24 protein-coding genes are annotated in these 23,197 nt (G+C 69.0%); 11 read left to right on the top strand and 13 right to left on the bottom strand.

The features are described from left to right. Nucleotides 1-100 precede the first annotated feature (100 nt). The 4 genes from ACWEOI_RS14630 to ACWEOI_RS14615 all read right to left on the bottom strand — a co-directional run bounded on the left by ACWEOI_RS14630 (nt 101) and on the right by ACWEOI_RS14615 (nt 5,226). On the bottom strand, nt 101-1,000 hold the full coding sequence (locus ACWEOI_RS14630) for a 3-methyladenine DNA glycosylase (RefSeq protein WP_433666176.1): 900 nt from the start codon (nt 998-1,000) through the stop codon (nt 101-103). Then, nucleotides 997-2,061: a CNNM domain-containing protein gene (locus tag ACWEOI_RS14625; protein ID WP_433666175.1), complete on the bottom strand. Its 1,065-nt coding sequence runs from the start codon at nt 2,059-2,061 to the stop codon at nt 997-999. Before ACWEOI_RS14625 ends, ACWEOI_RS14630 begins: the two co-directional genes overlap by 4 nt. Then, a complete protein-coding gene (locus ACWEOI_RS14620; RefSeq protein WP_433666174.1) occupies nt 2,054-3,430 on the bottom strand; it encodes a CNNM domain-containing protein in 1,377 nt (458 codons plus the stop codon). The genes ACWEOI_RS14625 and ACWEOI_RS14620 overlap by 8 nt, the downstream gene beginning before the upstream one ends. A gap of 359 nt (nt 3,431-3,789) precedes the next feature. Continuing rightward, complete coding sequence (locus ACWEOI_RS14615) at nt 3,790-5,226, bottom strand: GuaB1 family IMP dehydrogenase-related protein (RefSeq protein WP_433666173.1); 1,437 nt, start codon at nt 5,224-5,226, stop codon at nt 3,790-3,792. A 24-nt stretch (nt 5,227-5,250) separates the two neighbouring features. Between ACWEOI_RS14615 and ACWEOI_RS14610 the strand changes: the two genes are divergently transcribed. After that, nucleotides 5,251-5,430: a hypothetical protein gene (locus ACWEOI_RS14610; RefSeq protein ID WP_452359887.1), complete on the top strand. Its 180-nt coding sequence runs from the start codon at nt 5,251-5,253 to the stop codon at nt 5,428-5,430. A gap of 80 nt (nt 5,431-5,510) precedes the next feature. On the opposite strand, the gene ACWEOI_RS14605 is transcribed toward ACWEOI_RS14610, so the two are convergent. The 7 genes from ACWEOI_RS14605 to ACWEOI_RS14575 all read right to left on the bottom strand — a co-directional run bounded on the left by ACWEOI_RS14605 (nt 5,511) and on the right by ACWEOI_RS14575 (nt 12,271). Then, nucleotides 5,511-5,894, bottom strand: a complete 384-nt coding sequence (locus ACWEOI_RS14605) for a cupin domain-containing protein (RefSeq protein ID WP_452359886.1) — start codon at nt 5,892-5,894, stop codon at nt 5,511-5,513. 213 nt (nt 5,895-6,107) lie between these two features. After that, nucleotides 6,108-7,544, bottom strand: a complete 1,437-nt coding sequence (locus ACWEOI_RS14600; RefSeq protein ID WP_452360149.1) for a DEAD/DEAH box helicase — start codon at nt 7,542-7,544, stop codon at nt 6,108-6,110. Between the two features lie 244 nt (nt 7,545-7,788). After that, nucleotides 7,789-8,730: a M56 family metallopeptidase gene (locus tag ACWEOI_RS14595; RefSeq protein ID WP_357085127.1), complete on the bottom strand. Its 942-nt coding sequence runs from the start codon at nt 8,728-8,730 to the stop codon at nt 7,789-7,791. Nucleotides 8,731-8,773: 43 nt separating this feature from the next. Beyond that, nucleotides 8,774-9,175, bottom strand: coding sequence for a BlaI/MecI/CopY family transcriptional regulator (locus ACWEOI_RS14590; RefSeq protein ID WP_357200740.1), 402 nt, complete (start codon nt 9,173-9,175; stop codon nt 8,774-8,776). A gap of 78 nt (nt 9,176-9,253) precedes the next feature. Beyond that, nucleotides 9,254-10,045 (bottom strand): ABC transporter ATP-binding protein, encoded by a 792-nt coding sequence (locus ACWEOI_RS14585; RefSeq protein WP_452359885.1) that lies wholly within the window; start codon nt 10,043-10,045, stop codon nt 9,254-9,256. A gap of 37 nt (nt 10,046-10,082) precedes the next feature. After that, nucleotides 10,083-11,108, bottom strand: a complete 1,026-nt coding sequence (locus ACWEOI_RS14580; RefSeq protein ID WP_433666170.1) for an iron chelate uptake ABC transporter family permease subunit — start codon at nt 11,106-11,108, stop codon at nt 10,083-10,085. Between the two features lie 125 nt (nt 11,109-11,233). Then, nucleotides 11,234-12,271, bottom strand: a complete 1,038-nt coding sequence (locus ACWEOI_RS14575) for a FecCD family ABC transporter permease (protein WP_452359884.1) — start codon at nt 12,269-12,271, stop codon at nt 11,234-11,236. A 134-nt stretch (nt 12,272-12,405) separates the two neighbouring features. On the opposite strand from ACWEOI_RS14575, the gene ACWEOI_RS14570 reads away from it, so the two are divergent. Together ACWEOI_RS14570 and ACWEOI_RS14565 are read left to right on the top strand one after the other, a co-directional pair. Continuing rightward, nucleotides 12,406-13,110 (top strand): hypothetical protein, encoded by a 705-nt coding sequence (locus tag ACWEOI_RS14570; protein ID WP_452359883.1) that lies wholly within the window; start codon nt 12,406-12,408, stop codon nt 13,108-13,110. 209 nt (nt 13,111-13,319) lie between these two features. Next, on the top strand, nt 13,320-14,357 hold the full coding sequence (locus ACWEOI_RS14565; protein ID WP_452359882.1) for a helix-turn-helix domain-containing protein: 1,038 nt from the start codon (nt 13,320-13,322) through the stop codon (nt 14,355-14,357). A gap of 4 nt (nt 14,358-14,361) precedes the next feature. Here the strand turns inward: ACWEOI_RS14565 and ACWEOI_RS14560 are convergent, their stop codons facing one another. Continuing rightward, on the bottom strand, nt 14,362-15,321 hold the full coding sequence (locus tag ACWEOI_RS14560; RefSeq protein ID WP_433666166.1) for a helix-turn-helix domain-containing protein: 960 nt from the start codon (nt 15,319-15,321) through the stop codon (nt 14,362-14,364). Between the two features lie 915 nt (nt 15,322-16,236). Here ACWEOI_RS14560 and ACWEOI_RS14555 point away from each other — a divergent pair. The 8 genes from ACWEOI_RS14555 to ACWEOI_RS14520 all read left to right on the top strand — a co-directional run bounded on the left by ACWEOI_RS14555 (nt 16,237) and on the right by ACWEOI_RS14520 (nt 22,620). After that, nucleotides 16,237-17,076 carry a helix-turn-helix transcriptional regulator gene (locus tag ACWEOI_RS14555; RefSeq protein ID WP_452359881.1) on the top strand — a complete coding sequence of 280 codons (840 nt, stop codon included), beginning with the start codon at nt 16,237-16,239 and terminating at the stop codon, nt 17,074-17,076. Nucleotides 17,077-17,137: 61 nt separating this feature from the next. Next, the gene (locus ACWEOI_RS14550; protein WP_452359880.1) at nt 17,138-18,106 is read left to right on the top strand and encodes a hypothetical protein; all 969 of its coding nucleotides are present in this window, start codon (nt 17,138-17,140) and stop codon (nt 18,104-18,106) included. A 95-nt stretch (nt 18,107-18,201) separates the two neighbouring features. Then, entirely contained in the window at nt 18,202-18,672 is a 471-nt protein-coding gene (locus ACWEOI_RS14545) for a hypothetical protein (protein WP_452359879.1), read from the top strand. 350 nt (nt 18,673-19,022) lie between these two features. Further along, nucleotides 19,023-19,412: a hotdog fold thioesterase gene (locus tag ACWEOI_RS14540; RefSeq protein WP_433673388.1), complete on the top strand. Its 390-nt coding sequence runs from the start codon at nt 19,023-19,025 to the stop codon at nt 19,410-19,412. 127 nt (nt 19,413-19,539) lie between these two features. Then, the gene (locus tag ACWEOI_RS14535) at nt 19,540-19,842 is read left to right on the top strand and encodes an urease subunit gamma (RefSeq protein ID WP_357277307.1); all 303 of its coding nucleotides are present in this window, start codon (nt 19,540-19,542) and stop codon (nt 19,840-19,842) included. A 6-nt stretch (nt 19,843-19,848) separates the two neighbouring features. Beyond that, on the top strand, nt 19,849-20,160 hold the full coding sequence (locus ACWEOI_RS14530) for an urease subunit beta (RefSeq protein ID WP_433666162.1): 312 nt from the start codon (nt 19,849-19,851) through the stop codon (nt 20,158-20,160). Beyond that, nucleotides 20,160-21,881, top strand: coding sequence for an urease subunit alpha (locus tag ACWEOI_RS14525; protein WP_452359878.1), 1,722 nt, complete (start codon nt 20,160-20,162; stop codon nt 21,879-21,881). Before ACWEOI_RS14530 ends, ACWEOI_RS14525 begins: the two co-directional genes overlap by 1 nt. 67 nt (nt 21,882-21,948) lie before the next feature. Next, nucleotides 21,949-22,620 (top strand): class I SAM-dependent methyltransferase, encoded by a 672-nt coding sequence (locus tag ACWEOI_RS14520; RefSeq protein ID WP_433666160.1) that lies wholly within the window; start codon nt 21,949-21,951, stop codon nt 22,618-22,620. Between the two features lie 4 nt (nt 22,621-22,624). Here the strand turns inward: ACWEOI_RS14520 and ACWEOI_RS14515 are convergent, their stop codons facing one another. Continuing rightward, nucleotides 22,625-23,167 (bottom strand): PadR family transcriptional regulator, encoded by a 543-nt coding sequence (locus tag ACWEOI_RS14515; RefSeq protein ID WP_452359877.1) that lies wholly within the window; start codon nt 23,165-23,167, stop codon nt 22,625-22,627. Between the last annotated feature and the right edge of the window lie 30 nt (nt 23,168-23,197).

Raw genomic sequence — 23,197 nt, 5'->3', positions numbered from 1 at the left:
TAGTGCACGTCAGCGCCATTCGGAAGCCGGACTAATCTGTCACACCGGTCACGAATATCATTTGTTTGCAAACGCATCGAATCCGGGATGTCATTCGCGGCTATCTGCTCAGCAGCTGTCGGGCGGCGTCGAGCAGGCGAGTGCGCAGGAGTTCCGATCGAGCCGCGATATCGGCTTGGCCGCGCACGTATTCAGCTCTGCCGGAAGGTGTTTCGATGCGAATGGGCTCGTAGCCGTAGTCCAGCAGGTCGTAGGGGCTGGCCTTCATGTCGAGCTCGCGGGCGGCGCACGCCAGTTCGAAGGCGTCGAACAGCAGATCCGAGCTGATCAAGGGGGTCAGCTTGAAGCCCCACTTGTAGATGTCCATATTCGCGTGGAGGCAGCCGGGTTGCTCGCGGGCGATCTGGGAGTCGCGGGTGAGCGGCTCGATATTGAGGGGGACGGCCGCGGGGGTGAAGAAGCGGAAGGCGTCGAAGTGGGTGCAGCGGATCTGCATGGATTCGACGACGGCGTCGGTGCCGGAGGAGCCCAGACGGAGGGGGACCTGCTGGTGGCGGACATCGTCGGTGCGGTAGACCATGGCCCACTCGTGGAGGCCGAAGCAGGACAGTTGCGCGGGGCGGGCCGCGGTCGCGGAGAGCAGTGATACGACGAATTCGACCGTGTCGCGGCGCTTTTCGAGGAAGGCCGGGTCGGCGGTCCAGCCGGTCACGGGCGGACCGTCGGGGGAGTCCACCGAGATCTGGCGGTAGCCGCGAGACCCCGTGTACTCCTCGGCATCGGTCAGCGCCACACCGAAACCAGGATGCCAGCGCTTCAGCTGCGCGGGCTTGTTGCCGTAATAGGTGAACAGGAAGTCGATCACCGGGTGTTTGGTGCCCGCCGCGCGCCGGTCGAGGTACGGCCCGAGCAGCGCGTCGACGCGGGCGCGGTGGGCGGCCGCCCGGTCCCGCCACGCGGGACCGGACAGCACGGAGCAATCGATGCGGGCGTTCATCATTCGGCGAGACGGTGGGTGGCGTCGCGGACGGTGCCCACGAACTCCTCCACCAGATCCTCCAGCGCCACGATGCCGACGGTATTGCCGCGACTGTCCACCGCACGACCCAGATGGGAGTTGGTGCGGCGCAGCCGGGCCAACGCCTCGAACAAGGTGGTGCCCATGCTGACGGTGGGCAGCGGACGGATATCGGTGCGCGGGATCGGGGTGCCCGGCCCCGCGTCCTCGTCGGCGGTCAGGTCGAGCACATCCTTGACGTGGAGGTAGCCGACCAGCGAACCGTCGTCCGCCCGAACCGGGTAACGGGAGAACCCGGTCTCGGCGACAGCGGATTCGATGTCACCGAGGGTGGTCCCGTCGCCGCGCAACGGCACCGAGCGGGCCTTGGCCAGCGGCACCATCACATCGGCGACGATCCGGTCGCTCGAGCCCAACGCCTGCGTGAGGCGACGATGCTCCTCCTCGTCCAGCAGACCCTCGGAGCGCGATTCACCGAACATCTCGGCCAGCTCGTCCGACGACACCGTCGAATCCAGCTCGTCCTTCGGCTCGATCCGCAACGCCCGCAGCGAGATATTGGCCGCGAAGTTGTAGACCGCGATCAGCGGCTTGGCCAGCCGCAGCCACATGAGGTGCAGCGGAACCAGCAGCAGCGCCATGCGCTCCGGACCGGCGAGCGCGATGTTCTTCGGAATCATCTCGCCGAGCAAGATGTGCAGGATCACCACGATCGTCAACGCCAGCGCGAACGAGACCGGATGCAGCAGCGAATCCGGCACGCCCACCAGATCGAACGGCTTCTCCAGCAGATGCGCCACTGCGGGCTCACCCACCCGGCCCAGCAGGATCGAGCAGATGGTGATGCCCAGCTGCGCCGCCGCCAGCATCATCGACAGGTTCTGGCCCGCCTCGATGACGGTATTGGCGCTGCGCTTGCCCTGCGCCGCAAGCGCTTCGAGCCGGTCGCGGCGCGCGGAGATCAAGGCGAACTCCGCGCCGACGAAGAACGCGTTGCCCAACAGCAGCAGGAACGTCAACAGGACGGCGTACAGGTCACCCATGAGTCTGCTCCCAGATCGCGAGGGCCTCGGCGTCGATCGGCCGGATCAGGACGCGGTCGATGCGCCGCCCGTCCATGCGCTCGACCGTGGCGATCCAGCCGCCCCGGGTGTGGGTGTGCTCGAGCTGGCTGTTGCCGGGTTCGGGCAGCAGCACCTCGTCGCCGGTTTCGGGGATCCGGCCCAGACGGGTCAGGACCAGGCCACCCAAGGTTTCGTATTCACCCTCGGGCGGGTCGTATCCGGTGGTGCGGGACACCTCGTCGATGCGCATCAGGCCCGAGCAGTTCCAGCCGTTGGCCGTGCGGCGCACATCGAGTTCCTCCTCGTCGTGCTCGTCGCGCACGTCGCCGAGGATCTCCTCGATCAGGTCCTCCATGGTGACGATGCCCGCGGTGCCGCCGTACTCGTCGACCACCAGCGCCACCTGCATGCCGTCGCGGCGCACCCGCTCGAGCACCTCGTCGCCGTCCAGGCTGGCCGGCACCACGGGCACCTGCTGCGCGATGGACTTCAAGGTGATCTGGCGGCGGTCCTTCACCGGATGCACGAAGGTCTGCTTGATGTGCACGAACCCGAGCGTGTTGTCGAGATCGCCGTCCACCACCGGGAACCGCGAGTACCCGGTTTCGCGCGCGGCGTCGATCAGGTCGGCGAGAGTGCAGTCCTGATCGAGGGTTTCGATGGTCATGCGCGGCGTCATCAACTCCTCCGCGGTGCGATCACCGAACTGCAGCGACCGATCCACCACCTGCGCGGTGCGCTGATCGAGCGCCCCGTGCAGTGCGGAAGTCCGCACCAGCGAACCCAATTCCTGCGGTGAGCGCGCCGACCGGAGTTCCTCGGCCGGTTCGATCCCCATTCGGCGCACCGCCCAGTTGGCGGCCCCGTTCAGGAAATTGATCATCCACTTGAAGACGCTGGAGAAGGCGATCATCGGGCCCGCGGTCCAGCGCGCGGTCTCCAGCGGGGAGGCGATGGCGATGTTCTTGGGCACCAGCTCGCCGTAGATCATCGACAGCGAGGTCGCGATGATCAGCGCCAGCGCCAGGGAGATGCCCTTCGTGGTCCCGATGCCCAGCCCGAACGCGCTCAACATCGGCTCCAGCAGCCGGGCCAGCACGGGCTCGGCGATGTAACCGGTGATCAGGGTGGTGATGGTGATGCCCAGCTGAGCGCCCGACAACTGGAACGAGAGGGTGCGATGCGCCTGGCGCACCTGCCGGGCCCGACGGTCGCCGTCACGGGCGTGGGCCTCCACGGTGGAGCGTTCCAGAGCGGTGAGCGAGAATTCCGCGGCCACGAACAAGGCCGTGCCGGCAGTCAGAGCGATGAATCCGAGCAGACTGAGAATGGTGAGCAGAACCGACACGGTCAGCACCACCCGGCCGTTTCCGAAGCCGGTATTGCGGGGAAGCCGGGTTTGTCACCCGGCTCGGTAGAGGAGCCCTCCTGTGAAGCGCCCTTGGACGCGGGTGACAACTGGTTCCTTTCGCAGGGGTTGCTGGCGGAGTACGCCACGGATACCCAGTGCCTGGGTCCGGTCAGGCCATGCTACCGGGCGGCTTCGCCGGTTTCCGCACAGCGGGGCCGTATCACAGTGGACGGTCGCCGGGAATCATCCGGCGCCGACCCGGCGGTGACACGCGGAAAGGGGGTCCGCACACGCGAAACCCGGCGGATCCGAGCGGACCCGCCGGGTTCGGGCTGTGCAGTACTAGCGGGAGACGATCACCAACCGGAGGGCAGCGGACGGCCCTCGGCGAAACCGGCGGCCGACTGGATGCCCAGCAGGGCGCGCTCGTGGAACTCGCCGATGGTGCGCGCGCCCGCGTAGGTGCAGGAGCTGCGCACACCGGAGGTGATGTGGTCGATCAGGTCCTCGACACCGGGACGCTCGGGATCCAGCCGCATGCGCGAGGACGAGATGCCCTCCTCGAACAGCGCCTTGCGGGCCCGGTCGAACGCCGAGTCGGTGGCGGTGCGGGCGGCCACGGCCCGCTTGGACGCCATGCCGAAGGACTCCTTGTAGCGGTTGCCGTCACGGTCGACACGCAGGTCGCCGGGCGACTCGTAGGTGCCCGCGAACCAGGAGCCGATCATCACGTTCGAGGCGCCGGCGGCCAGCGCCAGGGCCACGTCGCGCGGGTGGCGGACGCCGCCGTCGGCCCACACGTGCTTGCCGAATTCCGCTGCGGCCGCGGCGCATTCGGCGACGGCCGAGAACTGCGGGCGGCCGACGCCGGTCATCATGCGGGTGGTGCACATGGCGCCGGGGCCGACACCGACCTTGATGATGTCCGCGCCCGCCTCGATCAGGTCCCGGGTGCCCTCGGCGGCGACCACATTGCCCGCGACCAGCGGCACACCCAGATCCAGGGTGGCGACCGAGCGCAGCGCCTCCAGCATCTTCTGCTGGTGGCCGTGCGCGGTGTCCATGACCAGCACGTCGGCGCCCGCGTCGACCAGAGCCTTGGCCTTGGCCGGGATGTCGCCGTTGATGCCGACGGCCGCGGCGATGCGCAGCTTGCCGTCGGAGTCGGTGGCCGGGGTGTAGATGCCGGCGCGGATGGTGCCGGTGCGGGTCATCACGCCCGCGAGGGTGCCGTCAGGGTTGACCAGCACCGCGAGGTGCGCGTGCCGGGCCTCGAGCAGGCCGAAGACGTCGCGTGGGGAGGCGTCGGCGGGGGCGGAGACGAAGTCGTCGTTGGCGACGGTGCTCAGCCGGGCGAAGCGGTCCACGTCGGCGCAGGCCGCCTCGGTGACGACGCCGACCGGCTTGCCGTTCTCGACCACGACGACCGCGCCGTGGGCGCGCTTGTGGATGAGGGCCAGCGCGTCGGAGACCGACTGCTCGGGATCCAGCACGACGGGGGTGTCGGCGGTGAGCGAGCGGCTCTTGACGAAGGCGATGGTGTCGGACGCCGCGGCGATCGGCAGATCCTGCGGGAGCACCACGATGCCGCCGCGGCGGGCCACGGTCTCGGCCATGCGACGGCCGGCGACAGCGGTCATGTTCGCGACCACGAGGGGGATGGTGGTGCCGGTCCCGTCCGAGGTGGACAGGTCGACATCGAAACGGGACGCCACATCCGTCCGGCGGGGGACGAGGAAGACGTCGTCGTAGGTCAGGTCATAGGGCGGGGTCTGCCCGGGAAGAAACTGCACGTTGGACCATGGTAGCTGAATGCTGTGCGTTCGCCAGCGACTTGCCAAGAAATTCCGATTGCCGCGGGCAACCAGCTCATCGAGATCACCGGCGACACCGTGCCGGCGCACGCCGACGCCATCGCCGTGCACGTGAAGACCGATGCCACCGGCGGCACCACCGGTGGTTCGTCGGCCGCTGCGTGCTGGGGTTGCGGCGACTGAAAAAGACTGTCGCATGGACTGTTTCGAATACCGGTCGAAGGTCTTCGACGGCAACGCCGACCTGATCTGATCCCGTCGGTTCAGGACGAGGTGGGGATGAACAGCGCCTCGAACGGCGGTGCCCCGACCGCGACGGTCGTATGACCGAGGCCCTCGGTGTCTTCGGCCAGCACCAGGTCTCCGGGTGCGAACCGCCGGCGCTCGCCGTCGGTGGTGGTCACCTCGATCGCGCCCCGCAACATGACCACCCATTGCCTGGTCGGTGCCGGATGCGGCGCGCTGTCGAAGCCGCCGCTGCGGAGATAGGACACGCCGGGGATCGAGGGCACCGCGCCCACCGCCATGGCGGGCACGCCGGCGGCGAGAGTCCGATCGGCCAGCGGGATTTCGGCATCGGTGAAGGCCGATCCGCCGTCCGGGGTGGAGGTGATCACGGTGTAGCGCAGGGTGTTTCGCTCGGGCATGGTCTCGATGCTCGCCGTTCGCCGCCTGGTGCGCGATTCCCCGCAGGGAATGGAGAGGGCGATTCTTGCGGCACTCGACGGGCCCTATTGTCGTTTGCCAGAAATTTGCCGAGCCTGCTTTCCGGCTCCGAGTTATCTCAATCTCGTCGGATTTGCCGGAAAGGTCGTGCCCTTTGTGCCCGCGTGTCGTAGGAACCTACAAACGTGTCGCCCTCATCGGGACGAACGGCGGGCCGCGCCCGGCTTGCGCTTCTTGTTGTGCACGCGGCTCTCGCCCTGCGGCCGCTGCTGCCGGAAGCGCGGCTGCTCCTTGTCGGCCTTCCGCTCGGGTGCGGGCGGAGCCGAGGGATCGGCGATCGGACGGCCGCTCGGGCGGCGGGCTCCCGTGATCTCGACGAGGCGGCGATCACCAGGGCGCACCTCGACGTCGGTGAGGGTCACCGAGGCGCGCTCCGCCAGCCGGGCCGCCTCCTCGCGGTCGTCGGGGGTGACGATGGTGACGACCGTGCCCGACGCGCCCGCTCGGGCGGTACGGCCGGTGCGGTGCAGGTAGTCCTTGGGATCCGCGGGCGGATCGACATGCACGACCAGCGAGATGTCGTCGATGTGCAGCCCACGCGCGGCCACATCGGTGGCGACCAGCACCGGGGCGGTTCCGTCGGCGAAGGCCGCGAGCATGCGAGTGCGCTGGTTCTGCGCCTTGCCGCCGTGCAGGGCGACCGCGCCGATCCCGATCTCGCGGAGCTTGCGCGCCAGCTTGTCGGCTCCGTGCTGGGTGCGCACGAACAGCAGCGTCCGGCCTTGCCGCGCGGCGATCTCACTGACCACCGCGCGCTTGTCGGGTCGCCGGACGTGCAGGGCGTAATGCGCGATCGTCGGTCCCGCGGCGACTCTCCCGAGGTCGCCCGTGACCGTGCCAACCGGCAAGTCCGCCGCCGACCCGGTGCCCGGTGTGTTGTCTCCCGTGCTCGAGGTGGCCGAACCTGTGACCAGCGCCGCCGAATGCGCGCCCGACGCGGAATCCGCCGCGAGCGCGTCTGAATCCCGGCTTGCCGCAGCCGTATTCGCCACGTTCCCCGTGGTCGCGCCGATCGCGTGGGTGGCGGGATCGCGGAGATACTTCTGCACCAGCCCGTCGACGGTCTCGTCCAGCGTCGCCGAGAACAACAGCTGCTGCGCGTCGTCGGGCACCTTGTTCAGCAGCGCCGTGAGCTGGGGGAGGAAGCCGAGTTCGGCCATGTGGTCGGCCTCGTCGACGGTGACCACGCGAATGTCGGCCAGCTGCACCGCTTTCCGCCCGAGCAGGTCGGTCAACCGGCCCGGCGTCGCGATGACCACGTCCACGCCGCGCGCCAGCCGCTCCTCCTGCTTCTTGATCGGGAGCCCGCCGACCGCGGTGGCCAGGCGCAGGCCCAGCGACAGCGCGGGTTCGTCCAGTGCCGCCTCGATCTGGATCGCCAGTTCCCGGGTGGGCGCGAGGATCAGACCACGCGGCCGCTTGGGGGCGCTCGGCGCACCGAACAGCCGCACCAGCATCGGCAACCCGAACGCCAGCGTTTTGCCCGACCCCGTCGCGGCCCGGCCCAGCACGTCGCGGCCCGCGAGAATATCGGGAACGACCGCGGCCTGAATCGGGAACGCCGTATCCATCCCGCCCCGCCGCAGCGCCTGCACCAGCACCGGTGGCAGACCGAGATCCGCGAATCGGGTCGGCGCCGCGGTGGATGTCGGTGCGGATGTCGGGTCGGTGTGGATGGTGGCCTCCGGATCGGGATTCGGCGTCGCCGCGGGCCCGCGGCGGATGGATGTCGGGTTCGGCGTGCTGCCGGAGCGTTCGGCGGGCACGGCGGAACCGTCCGCGCCCGAGTCGGATTCGCGGGCGGGTGGAGCGGGTTCAGGCACGGCTGACCAGGCGGCTGACCTCGACCAGCCAGGGGATCGCGACGGCGAGGGTCGGCACCACGAGGATGGCGGCGGCGGCCAGGTAGGCGGCGACGGCGATGCGCAGGTCGCCGATGGGACCGGCGAGGCGCTGGATGCGGATCAGGGTGCTGGGTCCGCCCGCGGCCATCGCGCCCTGCGGCGCGGGTGAATTCGAACAGGCCACCAGCGCGCGGGCCAGCGGGGTGGGGCCGGTGACCTTGACCGCGGAGTCGTCGGCGAGTAGTTCGATGAGCAGTTTCACCGAGTCCAGCGCGGACTTGGAGCGGACCACGCGGGGGAAGGCCTCGTGCGCGGCGGTGAAGGCTTCCAGCACCAGGTCGTGGCGGGCGCGCAGGTGCGAGCGTTCGTGACTGACGATGGCGGTGAGTTCCTCGTCGGTCAGATTGGTGACCGTTCCCTGGCTGAGCACCACGCGGCGGCGCAGCCCGGGCAGACAGTAGGCGATCGGTTCGGTGGCCGCTAGCACCCGGATATCGGCCGATTTGCGTTGCACGCTGGACTGATCGAGCAGGTCGACCAGCATGCGGTGGCGGGCGCGGCGGCGACGGGTGTGGATCCCGACCCGGATCACCGACCAGATCAGCCGCGCCCCGACCAGCAGGGTGAGCGCGAACACCAGCACCAGGCCCAGCCACAGCGGCAGGCCGAGGACATCGATTTCCTTGCTGGGGGTGGTGGTCGGCCGGCCGTCGGGGCCGGGGACCAGCAGGCGGGAGGCGATGGCGAGGCCGGAGCCGAAGGCGCTGAGCACCGCGGCCAGCGCGATTGCCTGCCAGAGCACCAGAGCGGCACGGGGACTGCGGAAGGGCCAGGTGGCCCGGGAGAGCAGCGCTGGTACCGGTCCCGCCAGTAACAAGGCGAGACCGGCGAATACCGGCGCTGTCCAGTCCATGTCCTCAGCTCACTGCGTTGTGGGGCTCGGGCCGAGGGTACAGCTATTTGGACTCGGGTTTGTCCTTGCGCGCCACCTCGGTGGCTTCGAGCTTAGCGAGTGCTGCCCGCAATGCGTCAGCCTCGTCGGCGCCGACCTGCTCGACGAAGTGCACGAGCGCGGCGCGGCGGCTGCCCACCTCGTCCGCCTGCTGCAGGGCGTCGAACATGAGGCTGGCGACGAGTTCGTCGCGGGTGTGCACGGGTGCGTACCGGTGTGCGCGGTCGTCGCGTTGCTGGACCACCAGGTTCTTCTTCGCCAAGCGCTGTAGAACGGTCATCACCGTGGTGTACGCGAGTTCACGACGCTCAGCGAGGGCTTCATGGACCTGCCGGACCGTTTGCGGTTCGTCGGCCGACCACAACTGGTCCATGACCGCTTTCTCGAGTTCACCAAGACCTGCCATCCCACCAGCTTACGGAGGCAACGACAGCAATGCGTACTACAGATCGTCGTAACCGGCGGGTTGCTGGTGTGGGATTCCTCATACGATGACGTGACGATTGCCGATCGGCACGATCATGGGCCGCCCGGACACCGGATCCTCGAGCACCTCGGCCCGCAGATTGAACACATCCAGCAGCAGCTCGGCATTGATGATGTCCGCCGGCGCGCCCTGGGCCTCGATGCGGCCGTCGCGCATGACGATCAGGCGGTCGCTGTAGCGGATCGCCAGGTTCAGGTCGTGCAGCACCATGACCACGGTCCGGCCCAGGTCGTCGTGCAGGCGGTCGACCAGGTCCAGCACCTCGAGGGCGTGGGTGAGATCGAGGTAGGTGGTCGGCTCGTCGAGCAGCAGGATGTCGGTGCCCTGGGCCAGGGCCATGGAGATCCACGCGCGCTGGCGCTGGCCGCCGGAGAGCTCGTCGAGCGTGCGCCCGGCCAGGTCCGCGATGCCGGTCTGTTCGAGCGCGGCCAGCACTTCGGTCTCGTCGTCGGCGGACCACTGCCGCAGCCAGGACTGGTGCGGGTGGCGACCGCGGGCGACCAGGTCGGCGACGGTGAGACCCTCGGGCGCGACCGGCGTCTGCGGCAGCATGCCGACCACGCGGGCGATGTCCTTGGTCTTCATGGTGGCGATGGCCTTGCCGTCCAACAGGACCCGGCCCGCCTTGGGGCGCAGCAGCCGGCCCAGGGAGCGCAGCAGGGTGGACTTGCCGCAGCCGTTGGGGCCGATGACGGTGGTGATGAGACCGGGCTCGATGTCGACCGAGAGTCCGTCGACAATGATCCGCTCGCCGTAGCCGAGAGTGAGGGATTCCGCAGCGAGAGTCACAGTGCCACCTTAGAAGTCGCGGGAGCCGACGTCGAAGTCACAGTGTCGCCTTCCGGTTGGTGCGAACGAGCAGATACAGCAGGAACGGTCCGCCGACGGCCGCGGTGACCACACCGACGGGCAGCGACACCGGAAACGCGGTGCGCGCGAGCAGGTCCGCGCCCACCACCGCGATGGCCCCGACCAGCGCGGACGCGATGACCGGTTCACCGGGTGTGCGCAGCAGCCGCCGCGCGATCTGCGGCGCGGCCAGGCCCACGAAGCCGAGCGGGCCGACCGCGGCGGTCGCCAGTGCGGTGCAGCCGACCGCGGCGGCGATGAGGATCGCCTGCTGGGTCTGGATGCGGACGCCCAGAATGCGGGTGGTGTCGGTGCCGAACCGCAGCGCGGCCAGCGTGCGCGCCGACCCGGCGGTGACGAGCAGCGCCACACCCAAGCCGATCGAGGCGGGGATCAGGCTCGACCAGTCGGCCATGTTCAGCGACCCGGTCAGCCATTGCTGGGCATGCGCGGCGTCGGTGAGCGTCGCCCGCGTCAACAGCCAGCTCACCACCGACAGCAGCGCCGCGTTGACGCCGATGCCGATGAGCACCAACCGGAATCCCATCACCCCGGCGTCCCCGGACGCGGTCCGTCCCCAGGCCAGCAGGTAGATGAGCACCGCGGTCAGCAGCCCGCCCGCCAACGCCGCCCCCGAAACTCCGAGTGCCGCAGCCGTCCCCGTCCCGGCCCCGCCGAGTCCGACCAGCACCGCGACCGCGCCGACGCTCGCACCCGAGGTGATCCCGAGCAGATCCGGGCTGGCCAGGGGGTTGTGCAGAATCGACTGCGTCACCGCGCCCGCCAGCCCCAGCGCCGCCCCGACCACCACGGCGGTCAGCGCGCGGGGCAGCCGCGAATCCATGATCACGAACCGCTGCGCCCGAGTCCCCCCGCCGCCCAGCACATCCAGCACGCGCCCGACCGGAATCCGGAACTCGCCCACCGCGATGTCCAGCGCGAACAATCCGAACAGCAAGGCCGCCAGCGAGATCACGGTGATCAGCGCCATCGGACGCAGCACGGACGAGAATCCGCCCGCCCGGACGGCGGGTCGAACCGCCCGCAATCCGTCCGCTGCTGCGGGGTTTGCCGGTGAGTCGCCCGAGCTCACGGCGTCGGGGGCGGTATTGGGAGGTGTCGGGAGTGTCACAGGCTCACCAGCTTTCGGCGGCGGACGAGCAGGAGGAAGAAGGGTGCGCCGAGGGCGGCGAGGGTGACTCCGGCCTGGAGTTCGCCGGGGCGGGCGATCAATCGGCCCGCGGTGTCGGCCAGCAGCAGGACGATCGCGCCGAGCAGCGCCGAGTAGGGGAGCAGCCAGCGGTAGTCGGGGCCGGTGAACGCCCGGGCCAGGTGGGGGACGATCAGGCCGAGGAAGGCGATGGGTCCGACGGCGGCGGTGGCCGCGCCCGCGAGCAGGACGACGGCGACCAGGCCGAGGGCGCGGCTGCGGGTGATGTCGACGCCGAGACCGCGGGCCACGTCGTCGCCGAGGCCGAGCAGGTTCAGGGTCGGGGCGCAGGTCAGGGCCAGGATCGCGCCGACCACGAGGAACGGCAGGACCTGCCGGAAGGTGGTGGCGTCGTGCCCGGCCACATCGCCGACCACCCAGTAGCGGTAGGTGTTGAGGGCCGTCCCGTCCAGCAGGACAACGATATTGGTCATGGCCTGCAGGAACGCGGTCACGGCCGCGCCCGCGAGGACCAGGCTCAGGGGGCTGGCCTTACCGCCGCCGAGGGCGGAGATGCCGAAGACGACCGCGCCCGCGAGCAGCGCCCCCGCGAAGGCGAACCAGATGTACTGCGCCGGGCTGGTGAGGGCGAGCAGGTGGATGCTCAGCGCCGCGAGGAACGCCGCGCCCGCGTTGATGCCGAGTAATCCGGCGTCGGCGAGGGGGTTTCGGGTGTAGCCCTGGATGAGCGCTCCGGCCATGCCGAGCGCGAGTCCGGTGATGAGGGCCAGTCCGGTTCGGGGGAGCCGCAATTCGCGCACGATCTGGGCGGCGGTGTCGGTGGCCGGGCACGAAAGCGGCAGTCCGCCAGGGCAGGTGAGGGCGTCGTAGACGGTTCCGAGTCCCAGATTGCGGGTACCCAGGGCGATGCTGGCGGCCAGCGCGCCGAGCAGGAGCACGGCTAGAACGAGAAGTCCGGACAGACGTCGCCGTCTGGTGGTGACTACGGCGGGCACGGTGACGAACTACTCCTGACACGTTCTATGGTCGATAAGTCTGGTAAGCCTAACCTATCTTCTCGTACGCGTTGTCCATGCTCCACGCCTTTGGTCCCCACATTGGCCGAATAGTCGATGAATGAGGAGGTTCGATGCTCGAACCCGTAACCGTGTGCCCGCCGCGCGATTCCAGGCTCGCCTTCGGGACGGCCTGCCACCGCCTGCGCGCCCTGCAACCCGACCACCCGCGTGTCTACGCCGTCGCCGCCATGGTCGACCAGGGCAAACGCAGATGGTGGCGACTCGCCGACGGCATCCGTGAGGGCCGCATCGAGCTGATGTACCGGCGCCACGCCGCGGAGATGAGCAATGCCGACATCGCCGCCGAGGTGGTGGCCACCGCGCTGATCCACGCGGTGGTGGGCCGGGTGATGGCCATGGTGGTGTCGGAGGGCCGTGCCTGGGATCCGGGCCTGGAGAACCTGTGGATCCACACCGACAACGACGGCGGCATCGACTGGGCCGGTCTGTCCGACACCACCATTCGTGTGCTGGACGGCGACCGGCTCGTCGGCGAGGACGGTGTGGTGGCGCTGCCGTGCGAGCCGGCGCTCTACGTCTGGCTCGCGCACCGCTGCTTGCCCGCGCTGACCCTCATCCAGGAGGCGATGACGCACTGCTCCGGGCTGAGCGTGCGGCGCTTCTGGGGGCTGGTCGCGGAATCGGTGGTGGGTGCGGCGACCTACGTTCCGGCCCTGGCCAATACGTCCTCCACCGAGGGCGCGCGTCGTGGCCAGGCCATGCTGGCGGCCTTCGAGGACCGGGGTCTACCGGTGCGCCGGGTGTGCGTCAGGTAGGCCTGCCGGTCCGCCCGAAAGCCACGCCACCGGTTTGCTGTAGCCGTCGATTTGATCATGCATCGCGCCCGCCGGGGTCTCGCAAGTAGACTGTGCGGCAATCGATCTTGATGCATTGACGGTGCAATTCGTGGACCGTGGCCGAGGGCGGGCGGGCAATCTGCACGATGGTGTGCTGCCCACTTGCTGCTGCTACTGTTCCGACCGCGGTGCGGGTATCCCGAGGGGTGCCCGCACCGCGTCGTCGGATCGAACTGGTGGAGGCGTGGATGGCGGTCGTGTTCGATACCGCGGCATTGGCCCGGCACGAGCGCGCGGACGCCCTGGCCGCCGTCGCCTCGGAGACCGTGGCCGCCGCCGACGTCCGCTTCGCCGATCGCGGCCGGGCCCACGGGCGCATGGAATCGTGGCTGTTCGGGCCGCTGGAAGTCTTGCGGGCCGAGACCACGGGGCTCGACGTGCTCCGGACCCCCAAACATGTCCGGACCAGCCCGGCGGGCCTGTTCTCGGTGACCAGACAGGTCGGCGGCACGCGTATCCACGAGCATTTCGGCATTCAAGAGGCGCTGGCACCGGGGGATTGCGGGGCTGTCGACCATGACAACCCGTTCGTATCGGTGATGCGCGGCGCCTCGATCAGCGTGAGCTTGCGCATGTCGGTGGACGAGCTGGAGCTGCCGGGCGACATCGTGCGCAGCGCGGCGTTGAGTCTGCGCCGCAGTCCGCTGTGCTCGCTGGTGTCGTCATTCATGGCCGATCTGGTGGCACGCGCCGACACGATCGAGAACGACCCGGGCGCTGTCGATCTGGGGCGCGCGGGCGTGGATATCACTCGCGCACTGCTGTTGTCGGCGGCCGGGGCCGAGCCGGTGGAGGGGATCGGGGCGGGACTGCCAGCTCCACTGCTGCTGCGCCAGATGGAGACCTACCTGCGCCTGAATCTGCGCCGTCGCGACCTCACCGCGGCGGAAGTCGCCGCCGCGCACCACATCTCGGTGCGCCGGATGTACCGGCTGTGGGCGGATCAGGGGCTGTCGATGCAGCAGTGGATCATCGGGGAGCGCCTGGAGCTGACGCGCCGCATGCTCGCCGATCCGCGGCACGCGGAGCGCACCATCGGCTGGATCGCGCGCGCTTCCGGATTCCGCGACGCGAGCCACTTCACCCGCCGTTTCCGCGCCGCCTACGGCGTCGGCCCGAGCGAATGGCGGGCCGAGGCGCGGGGTGTCGGCGGGTCGGTGAGCTAGCCGCTCAGGCGGTCGCGGCGGCGTAGCGCCAGTCGCGCGGGGTCATGCCGTACGCCGCCCGGAACCGGCGAGTGAAATGCGTGGCGTCACGGAAGCCGACCGTGTGGGCGATGGCGCTGATGGTGCGTCCGCCGTGGGCCGGATCCACCAGCAGGGCGCGGGCCGCGGCGAGGCGTTCGCCGATGATCCACTGCTCCAAGCGGATTCCGGCGGTCGCGCACAGCCGGTACAGGTACCGGGCCGACATGTTGTGGGCCGCCGCGATCTGCTCGACCCGCAGGTCCGGATCGTTGAGGTGGCGGCGCACATAGTTCTGCACCTCGCGGACCACGGCCTGCTGATGCGCGGGAGTCTCGTCGCCGGTGGCGGGTCCTGACGCCGAGAGCAGCAGCGCCCGCACCATTTCCACGCAGCACTGGCCGACCATGACCGCGGCCGGGTCGCGTTCCAGGGCTTCGGCGCCCTCGATGAGCTCGGTGATCTGCCCGGCGGCCATATCGTGGAGGGGGCTGTGCCGCAGCCGTCCGGTGGCGGCGGCGAGGGTTTCGGTGGACAGTCCCAGCCGATCCCGCGGCACCGCGATGCACCAGGATTCGCCGATGCCGTCCCAGCCCACCTCGAAGGGGGTGGCGAAGTCCCACAGGGCGCATTCGCCCGGGGCGGTCACGGTGTGGCGGCCGTTCTGGTAGTGATGCCGGACCGCCTGCTTCTGCAGGACGACCGCGACCGCGGACGACGGTGTCCGATGGACGTGCGCGGGTGTACGCCGCACACGGACCGCGGAGATCTGGATCCGGTGCAGGGTGGCCACGCCCAGCCGCCACTTCTCGTGGCGGGTGATGACGCGTTCGGGTGGATCGAGCAGTTCGGCGTCGACCTGGAGAGCGACCGATTTCGCGAGGTCGGTGACCAGGCCGTGCCGATTCTCGATCGGATACGACTGCGCGTCCAAAAGGACAGCCATCTCAACTCCCCTCGGAACCCGCCCCTCCCGAGTCCCAGTTTCGTGCTGAACAATTGCGAACCGCCTGATTTTAGAAAGTTCACGGCAAACTCCATGCATGCGTGAGAGGGGCATTACGAGGACCGCAGTGCTGAAAAGTCGTGCAAAAAGGACCTGCCGGTCAATCGACCAGTGAATTCGCGCCGGAGAATCGGCTCTCGGTGCCACGTGCGCGGCACGCAGAGGCGACAATCGTGCGCCCACAGCAAAACTGCGGGCCGCGTCCGACGTGTCGAAATATGCGTCAGCTAACGCTTGGCGAGCCTTCGATTCGCGTGCGCTGTGGGTCGATTCGAGGCAGGCAGGGCACGCCCGCCGCGCGGTCCGGACCGGGGACGCCCGAGCGACCGCAGGGCGCGCAGCGGCCCCTGTTCCGGATGATGATGGGGCCGAAGTACGGCGGGTTGATCCGTGAGGATCGTGCTGTGCCGGTGAGGAACTCGATCGGTTCGAGTGCTTCCGCGGGATCCGGAGGCCCGACCAGGTCGGGCCGATGTCAGGGCGTCGATGCCCGCCGCGTGGAGAACATTCCACGCGGGGTTCTTCTCGCGGCCGGCCGGGTGATGGACCCCTGCAGGTGGGTTTTCACCGACGGCCGGCCGCGGGGGTGGAACCGGGCGGGGAGGCGGCTCACTGCGTCGCCCGCCCGGATTCGACCCTAGGGTTCGCGGCCACGGGTGCCCATGACCGTCAGTGCACAGATTTCGACTCAGAGTGTCTGCGCGCCATCCGTTTCCCCAGCCGCGCCCGGTGTCAAACCGTTCTGTCGCTCTCAGCCGATTGGCTGGCACGTACAGCACCCTTTCCTCCCGGGGCGTGCACATAACTTGGTTCGTGGTCGGGGTCACAGTCATGGCCGAGAGAAGCGGGAGAAGCATGGCGAACAGGCAAGGCGTAGTGGCCATTTCGATCGAGCAGCCGGAGCTGCGGGGCCTACTGGTATCGGATGTCGACCGCGCCGCTGTGCAACCGCCCAGCTTCGGTGCGGTGCTGCGGCGGTTGCGGGACGAACGCAGGGTGTCACGGGAGCGGCTGGGTATGGCGGCGGGCGTCAGCGCCAGCTACATCACCCACCTGGAACTGGGCCGCCGCGGTCGGCCCACCCAAGCCGTGGTGGAGGCCCTGTTCGGCTGCCTGAATCGAGTCCACCCGGTCTCGCACCGCTCGCGGCGTTTCCTGTTCGACCTGGCCGGATTGCCGGACCCGGCCGCGCCGGAACTCGACGAGCTGCGTGCGGCCATCACCCCGGCGAAGCTGCGCCGGCTCGAGCGGCTCGGACCGGATCCCGCCGGATACTTCGACGCCCGCTGGCATGTGCTGGCCTTGAACGACGCCGCCCGCCAGGCCTTTCCGGGACTGACCGTCGGCGGCAACTGGCTGACCTGGCTGCTGGCGGACCCCCGCGCCAGGACCGCCCTGCTGGATCGGGATGCGGCGGCGCGTGCCTCGGTGGGGGTCCTACGGGCCCGCCTCGCGGCGTTCGACGTCCCCGACTGGTCGGGGGAGTTCCTCGCCGAACTCGGCCGGAGCCCGGAATTCCGGCGGTTGTGGTCGCAATCCCAGGACCTCGAGTCCCCCGGTGACCGCATCGTCCGATTACGTGATCGCACGGATACGTCCATTCCCGTCGACGTCCAGCTCTACGACGTCGAGAGCGCCCGGTACCCCGGCTGGATCCGCATGCTCTGGGGCATGACCGACCTCGACGCCGACTAGGGCGTGGCTGGCAAAGTCTTTGGTCCAGTCGATGACCGCGCGTGCTCGATACAGTGCTCGAATGCTCATTTCCGCTGACGTGCTCGACATCCTGGACCCGATGTCGGGTCTCGTTTTCGCCGGCGAGGCGGGCGGGCGTCCGACTTTCGCGGTGTGGCGAGACGGGGCGGTGCGTCTGCTCGACGACAGACTCGCCGAGAACGCGCAGCGGGTGCTCCCTCTGGAGGGTGACGTCCGCGTCCTTGCGGCGTCCGGACTGGATCTGCTCGTACTCTCCTCCTCCGGTGGGCTCGTCATCGCCGGAGGTGAAGTCGTCACGGTGGCCGGAATACCCGCCGACGCGGCTGCGCTGCTGGGCGGTCTACTCGTCGTAGCTGTCCCGAACGGCGAGAGACACCGGCTGCTCGCGCTCGATCCCGCGACCGGGGCGATCCTCGACGACCAGGCGATCGACGCCGATGATGCTCGCGCTTTCCTGCATCCTCATCCAGTCGAGGACACGGCGATTCTCGAGCTCGCGATGGGGCAGGATGGCGTTCTCGCTTATCGCGTCGATGTCGAGGGTTCGCGCCTACATATGACCGAGATCCTCGCAGGAGAAGACCCGGTGATCGGGGGCTTCAGCCCCTCGGGCGCAAGGCTTCTCATCACCCCGTATCCCAGTGATCCGGAGACCGTGCGGATGCTGTCGTGGCCGGATCTGAAGGAGATCTCACGGCTCGAGGCGAGTGATGTCGACGCCGAGTGCGGTTTCGGGCTCGCCGGATGTTGGATCAACGACGACCGAGCCGCCGTGTACGCGACCGAGGACGCACTGATCCTCACCGACGAGAACCTCGGCTCGCCCGAACGCATCCCACTGCCGATCGACTTCGTCGACGAGGGAGAGATCGAGAGCTTCACCCCTCTGGGTTCGGGGAAAGTCGCCATCGGCGCGTGGACGCCCGCCGGCCGACTCACTCTCGTCGTATCGATCACCGATCGCGCCCACGGCGGACACGACGCCGGATCGGCACGCCCCGGGAAGTAGGGGCAACCCGATTTATTGAAATTAGAGCTTTTCACTTCCTGTGGGGATAGCTTTCTTCGGACTCGTCGTTCGAGGTCGAAGTACAGGAGGCGCAGATGACTTCACGTGTTGGGCTGGACCGCCGGATCGGTTGGGGCGTTAGGGCTTTGGCTGCGGTATCGGCCCCGGTACTGGTGTTCGCCGCCCCGGCCGCGGCCGGATCCACCATGGGGGAGGTCACCATGAAGCAGTCGAATCTGCAGGTCGGATGCGCCTACGAGGTGAACAGCGGTTCCCTGTACCGGTTGCGCGCCGGTGACCAGGCGAGGGACAACTTCGTGGGTGGCGGCCTTACGGTCACCTTCTTCGACGATGGGGTCACCATCGGCACCGGCACGGTGGGTGGCGACCCGAACGGGTGGGGTCAGGCGAAGGTGTCGTGGACCCCGAAAACCGCTGGGCAGCACGTTCTCACCGGAACGGCGCAGAGCGGCCCCCTCTCGGAGCCCTTGGTGCCGTTGACCGTGCAGGTCGGCCCGGCCACGAGTACAGGCAGCTTCGGCTGCTTGCCCAGCATCTTCGGCTGACGCGAAAAGAACTGGCCGGCATTCGAGATGCGTCAGTTCCCCGGGTAACGCTTCGGATGGCCGGGCTCAGCCGCCACCCCAATACGAAGGTGGTGGGCTCTGTCGACCGATCACTCTCGACAGAACCCACCACCGGCAGGGGATCGGGGGCCACCGCAGCCCTCGGGGCCTCCCGCGATCCTGACGCCGCAACCGAGTATAGGTCAGGCTTACCTAACTAGCAAGCGGCTCTAGTTGCGCCCGAGCCCGGGGTCCCCGGTAGCGGGTGGGTCGCGCGGATGTGCAAATGTGTGCATATGAGCGACGACTTCTCTTCGATCAAATCGCTGGCTGATGTGACGCCCGAGCTGATGAACAAGCTCAGTGAGGGGACGTTCACCGACCTCATCGGGCTGAAGTTCACGGAGTTGAGCGGGGATGGGGTGGCGGCGGAGTGGGTGGTTACGCCGCAGCTGTATCAGCCTGCGGGGATCGTGAACGGTGGCGTGTACTGCACGGTCATCGAGACCCTGGCGAGTGTGGCCGGTGGCGCGTGGCTGGGGGATCGCGGGACCGTGGTCGGGGTCAACAACAACACCGACTTCCTGCGGGCGGTGCGCGAGGGGAAGTTGACGGGGGTCGCGACGCCCGTTCATCGGGGGCGGTCGCAGCAGTTGTGGCAGGTCGTCATCACCGATGAGCAGGAGCGGACGGTGGCTCGCGGGCAGGTGCGGTTGCAGAACCTCACTCCGCAGAACTGAGTCGGGCGCAGCCGGATTCGGCGGTCCGGACGCGGGACGGAAGATCGTATATCTCCGAAACATGCTGGTAACGCGGGTCGTGCCAGAATGACCGACGATCCGTCCCCGTGATTGCCGAGGAGCCCGCATGCGACTGACGCCGCACGAGCAGGAACGCCTGCTGTTGAGTTACGCGGCCGAGTTGGCGCGGCGGCGGCAGGCGCGCGGGTTGAAACTCAATCATCCCGAGGCGATCGCGCTCATCACCGATCATGTGCTCGAGGGGGCGCGGGACGGGCGCACGGTAGCCGAACTGATGGCCTCCGGGCGTACCGTGCTGACTCGCGACGACGTCATGGACGGGATTCCCGAGATGATCCACGACGTGCAGGTCGAGGCCACCTTCCCCGACGGCACGAAGCTCGTCACCGTCCACCACCCGATCGGATGACGCGCGATGATTCCTGGTGAATACCTTTGTGCCGAGGGCACGATCGAGCTCAACGCCGGCGCGGATCGCGTCGAACTCGATGTCGTGAACACCGGTGACCGGCCGGTGCAGGTCGGGTCGCACGTGCATTTCCCGCAGGCCAACTCCGCGCTCGAATTCGACCGCGACGCCGCGCACGGCCACCGCCTCGACATCCCGGCCGGTACCGCGGTGCGGTTCGAACCCGGTCTGGGGCAGCGGGTTTCGCTGGTCCCGCTCGGCGGCGACCGCGAAGTGCACGGAATCAGCCTCACCCCTCCCGGAAAGCTGGATGCCTGATGGCCGAACTCCCTCGCGCCCGATACGCCGAACTGTTCGGGCCCACCGTCGGCGACCGCATCCGGCTCGCCGACACCGACCTGCTGATCGAGATCACCGAGGACCGCAGCGGCGGACCGGGACTCGCCGGTGACGAGGCCGTGTTCGGCGGCGGCAAGGTGCTGCGCGAATCCATGGGCCAGGCCCGCGCCACCCGCGCCGAGGGCACCCCGGACACCGTCATCACCGGTGTGGTGATCGTCGACCACTGGGGAATCATCAAGGCCGACATCGGTATTCGCGACGGTCGCATCGTCGCCATCGGCAAGGCCGGGAACCCGGACACCATGAGCGGTGTGCACCCGGACCTGGTGGTCGGTCCGTCGACGGAGATCATTGCCGGCAATGGCCGCATCGTCACCGCCGGAGCCATCGACTGCCACGTGCACTTCATCTGCCCGCAGATCCTCGACGAGGCCATGGCGGGCGGCATCACCACCCTGGTCGGCGGCGGCACCGGCCCGGCCGAGGGCTCCAAGGCCACCACCGTCACCCCGGGCGCGTGGCATCTGGCCCGCATGCTGGAGTCCACCGACTCGTGGCCGGTGAACATCCTGCTGCTGGGCAAGGGCAATACGGTGCGTGAGGACGCGCTGTGGGAGCAATTGCGCGGTGGCGCGGGCGGTTTCAAACTGCACGAGGACTGGGGCACCACCCCGGCCGCCATCGACCGCTGCCTCACCGTCGCCGACGCCTCCGGCGTGCAGGTGGCTCTCCACTCGGACACCTTGAACGAGGCCGGTTTCGTGGAGGACACCCTGGCCGCGATCCGCGGCCGGGCCATCCACTCGTATCACACCGAGGGCGCGGGCGGCGGCCACGCGCCCGACATCATCACCGTCGCTTCGCATCTCAATGTGCTGCCCAGTTCCACCAACCCGACCCGGCCGCACACCATCAACACCCTCGACGAGCACCTCGACATGCTCATGGTGTGCCACCACCTGAGCCCGTCCATCCCCGAGGACCTGGCGTTCGCGGAGTCCCGCATCCGCCCCTCGACCATCGCCGCCGAGGACCTCCTGCACGACCTGGGCGCGATCTCCATGATCGGCTCCGACGCCCAGGCCATGGGCCGCATCGGCGAGGTCGTCATGCGCACCTGGCAGACCGCGCACGTCATGAAGCGCCGCCGCGGCTCCCTGCCCGGCGACGGCGCCGCCGACAACAACCGTGTGCAGCGCTATGTCGCGAAATACACCATCTGCCCGGCGGTGACGCACGGCCTCGACGCCGAGATCGGTTCGGTCGAGGTCGGCAAACTGGCCGACCTGGTGCTGTGGGAGCCCGCCTTCTTCGGCGTCCGCCCGCACGCCGTCATCAAGGGCGGCGCGATCGCCTGGGCCGCCATGGGCGACGCCAATGCCTCCATCCCGACCCCGCAACCGGTCCTCCCGCGCCCGATGTTCGGCGCCGCCCCGAGCGTGACGGCCTCGACGTCCCTGCACTTCGTCTCCGAGCAGGCCATCGAGGACGGCCTCGCCGACCGCCTGCGCGTCAACCGGAAACTGGTCCCCGTGGCCAATGTCCGCCGCCGCACCAAGGCCGACCTCCCCAACAACGAGGCCATGCCCCGCATCGAGGTCGAACCCGACACCTTCACCGTCCGCATCGACGGCGAGGTCTGGAGCGAGCAACCCGCCACCGAACTCCCGATGGCCCAGCGCTACTTCCTGTTCTGAGGACGGGTATCCCTCGGCGTGATCTCAATCCTGGGCAGCCGAGGGAACTGCTGGCAGACTGCGAGGTATGACGACTGCCGATTGGGCCGGAGTGGATCGCTACCTCGTCGAAACCCTGGTGGGGGACGAGGATTCGGGGACGTTGCGAGCCAACGCGGCGGCGGGGTTGCCCGCCATCGACGTGTCGCCGCCGCAGGGGAAGTTCCTGTATCTGCTCGGGAAGTCGGTGCGCGCGCGGCGGGTGCTGGAGATCGGGACGCTCGGCGGGTACAGCACCACGTGGCTGGCGCGGGCCGTGGGGAAGTCCGGGCGGGTGGTGACGCTCGAATTCGAGCCGCTGCACGCGGAAGTCGCGCGGGAGAACCTGGATCGGGCCGGGGTGGGGGATCGGGTGGAGATTCGCGTCGGCGCGGCGCTGGACTCGCTGCCCGAGCTCGAGGCCGAGCGGCCCGAGCCGTTCGATCTGGTGTTCATCGACGCCGACAAGGTCAACAACACCAACTATGTGCGGTGGGCGTTGCGGCTGACCCGGCCCGGGTCGGTGATCGTCGTCGACAATGTGGTGCGCAACGGCGGGATCGTGGACGCGGATTCGGGTGACGCGGCGGTGCGGGCCAGCCGGGAGGTCATCGAATTCATCGCCGCCGAGCCGCGATTGGACGGGACCGTGGTGCAGACCGTCGGCGGCAAGGGCTGGGACGGGTTCGCGTACGCGGTCGTGGTCGGCGACGACGACTGATCGGTCACGGCCGCGGATCGGGGTTCGCGGCCAATTCCTCCCAATAGTCCACGTACGCCTGCTCGTGCATGATGCCCAGGCGCAGGATACGGGCCCGCGAGGTGGCGCGGACGCTGTCGGTGGCGTCGATCTCGTCGTAGAGCGCCCGGTACAGGTCCAGCCAATGCCGGTGCTCGGCAACCTGATTGCGGGCCAAGGCCACCACGGCGCCGGGCTCGCCCAGATCGGCGAAGAACAGTTTCAGCTGCGCCGGGTCGCGGGTCTCGGGCTGGGGTGAGGTGGGATCGCCCAGCCAGCGGGTCAATTCGGCGCGCCCGGCGTCGGTGAGGTGGAAGATGCGCCGGCGGCGGCCGGACTCCTCGGCCTCCTCGCGGAGCAGGCCCTGATCGGCCAGGCGCGGGGGGACGCGGTAGAGCTGCGCGTGGGGGATGGGCCAGAACTTGTCGACGCTCTCCTCCAGCCGCGCCTTGATGTCGTAGGGGGTCAGCGGTCCGTGGCGGGCGATGAGCCCCAGCACGATGTGGTCCTGCGGGCCTAGCTCGGCCATTCGGAATCCCCTCTCTCGTTTGACACCGTA

It is taken from the genome of Nocardia sp. NPDC004340, from assembly GCF_053602575.1.
Note: the sequence above shows the minus strand (reverse complement) of the source record. Positions and strands in the feature narration are given on the sequence as shown.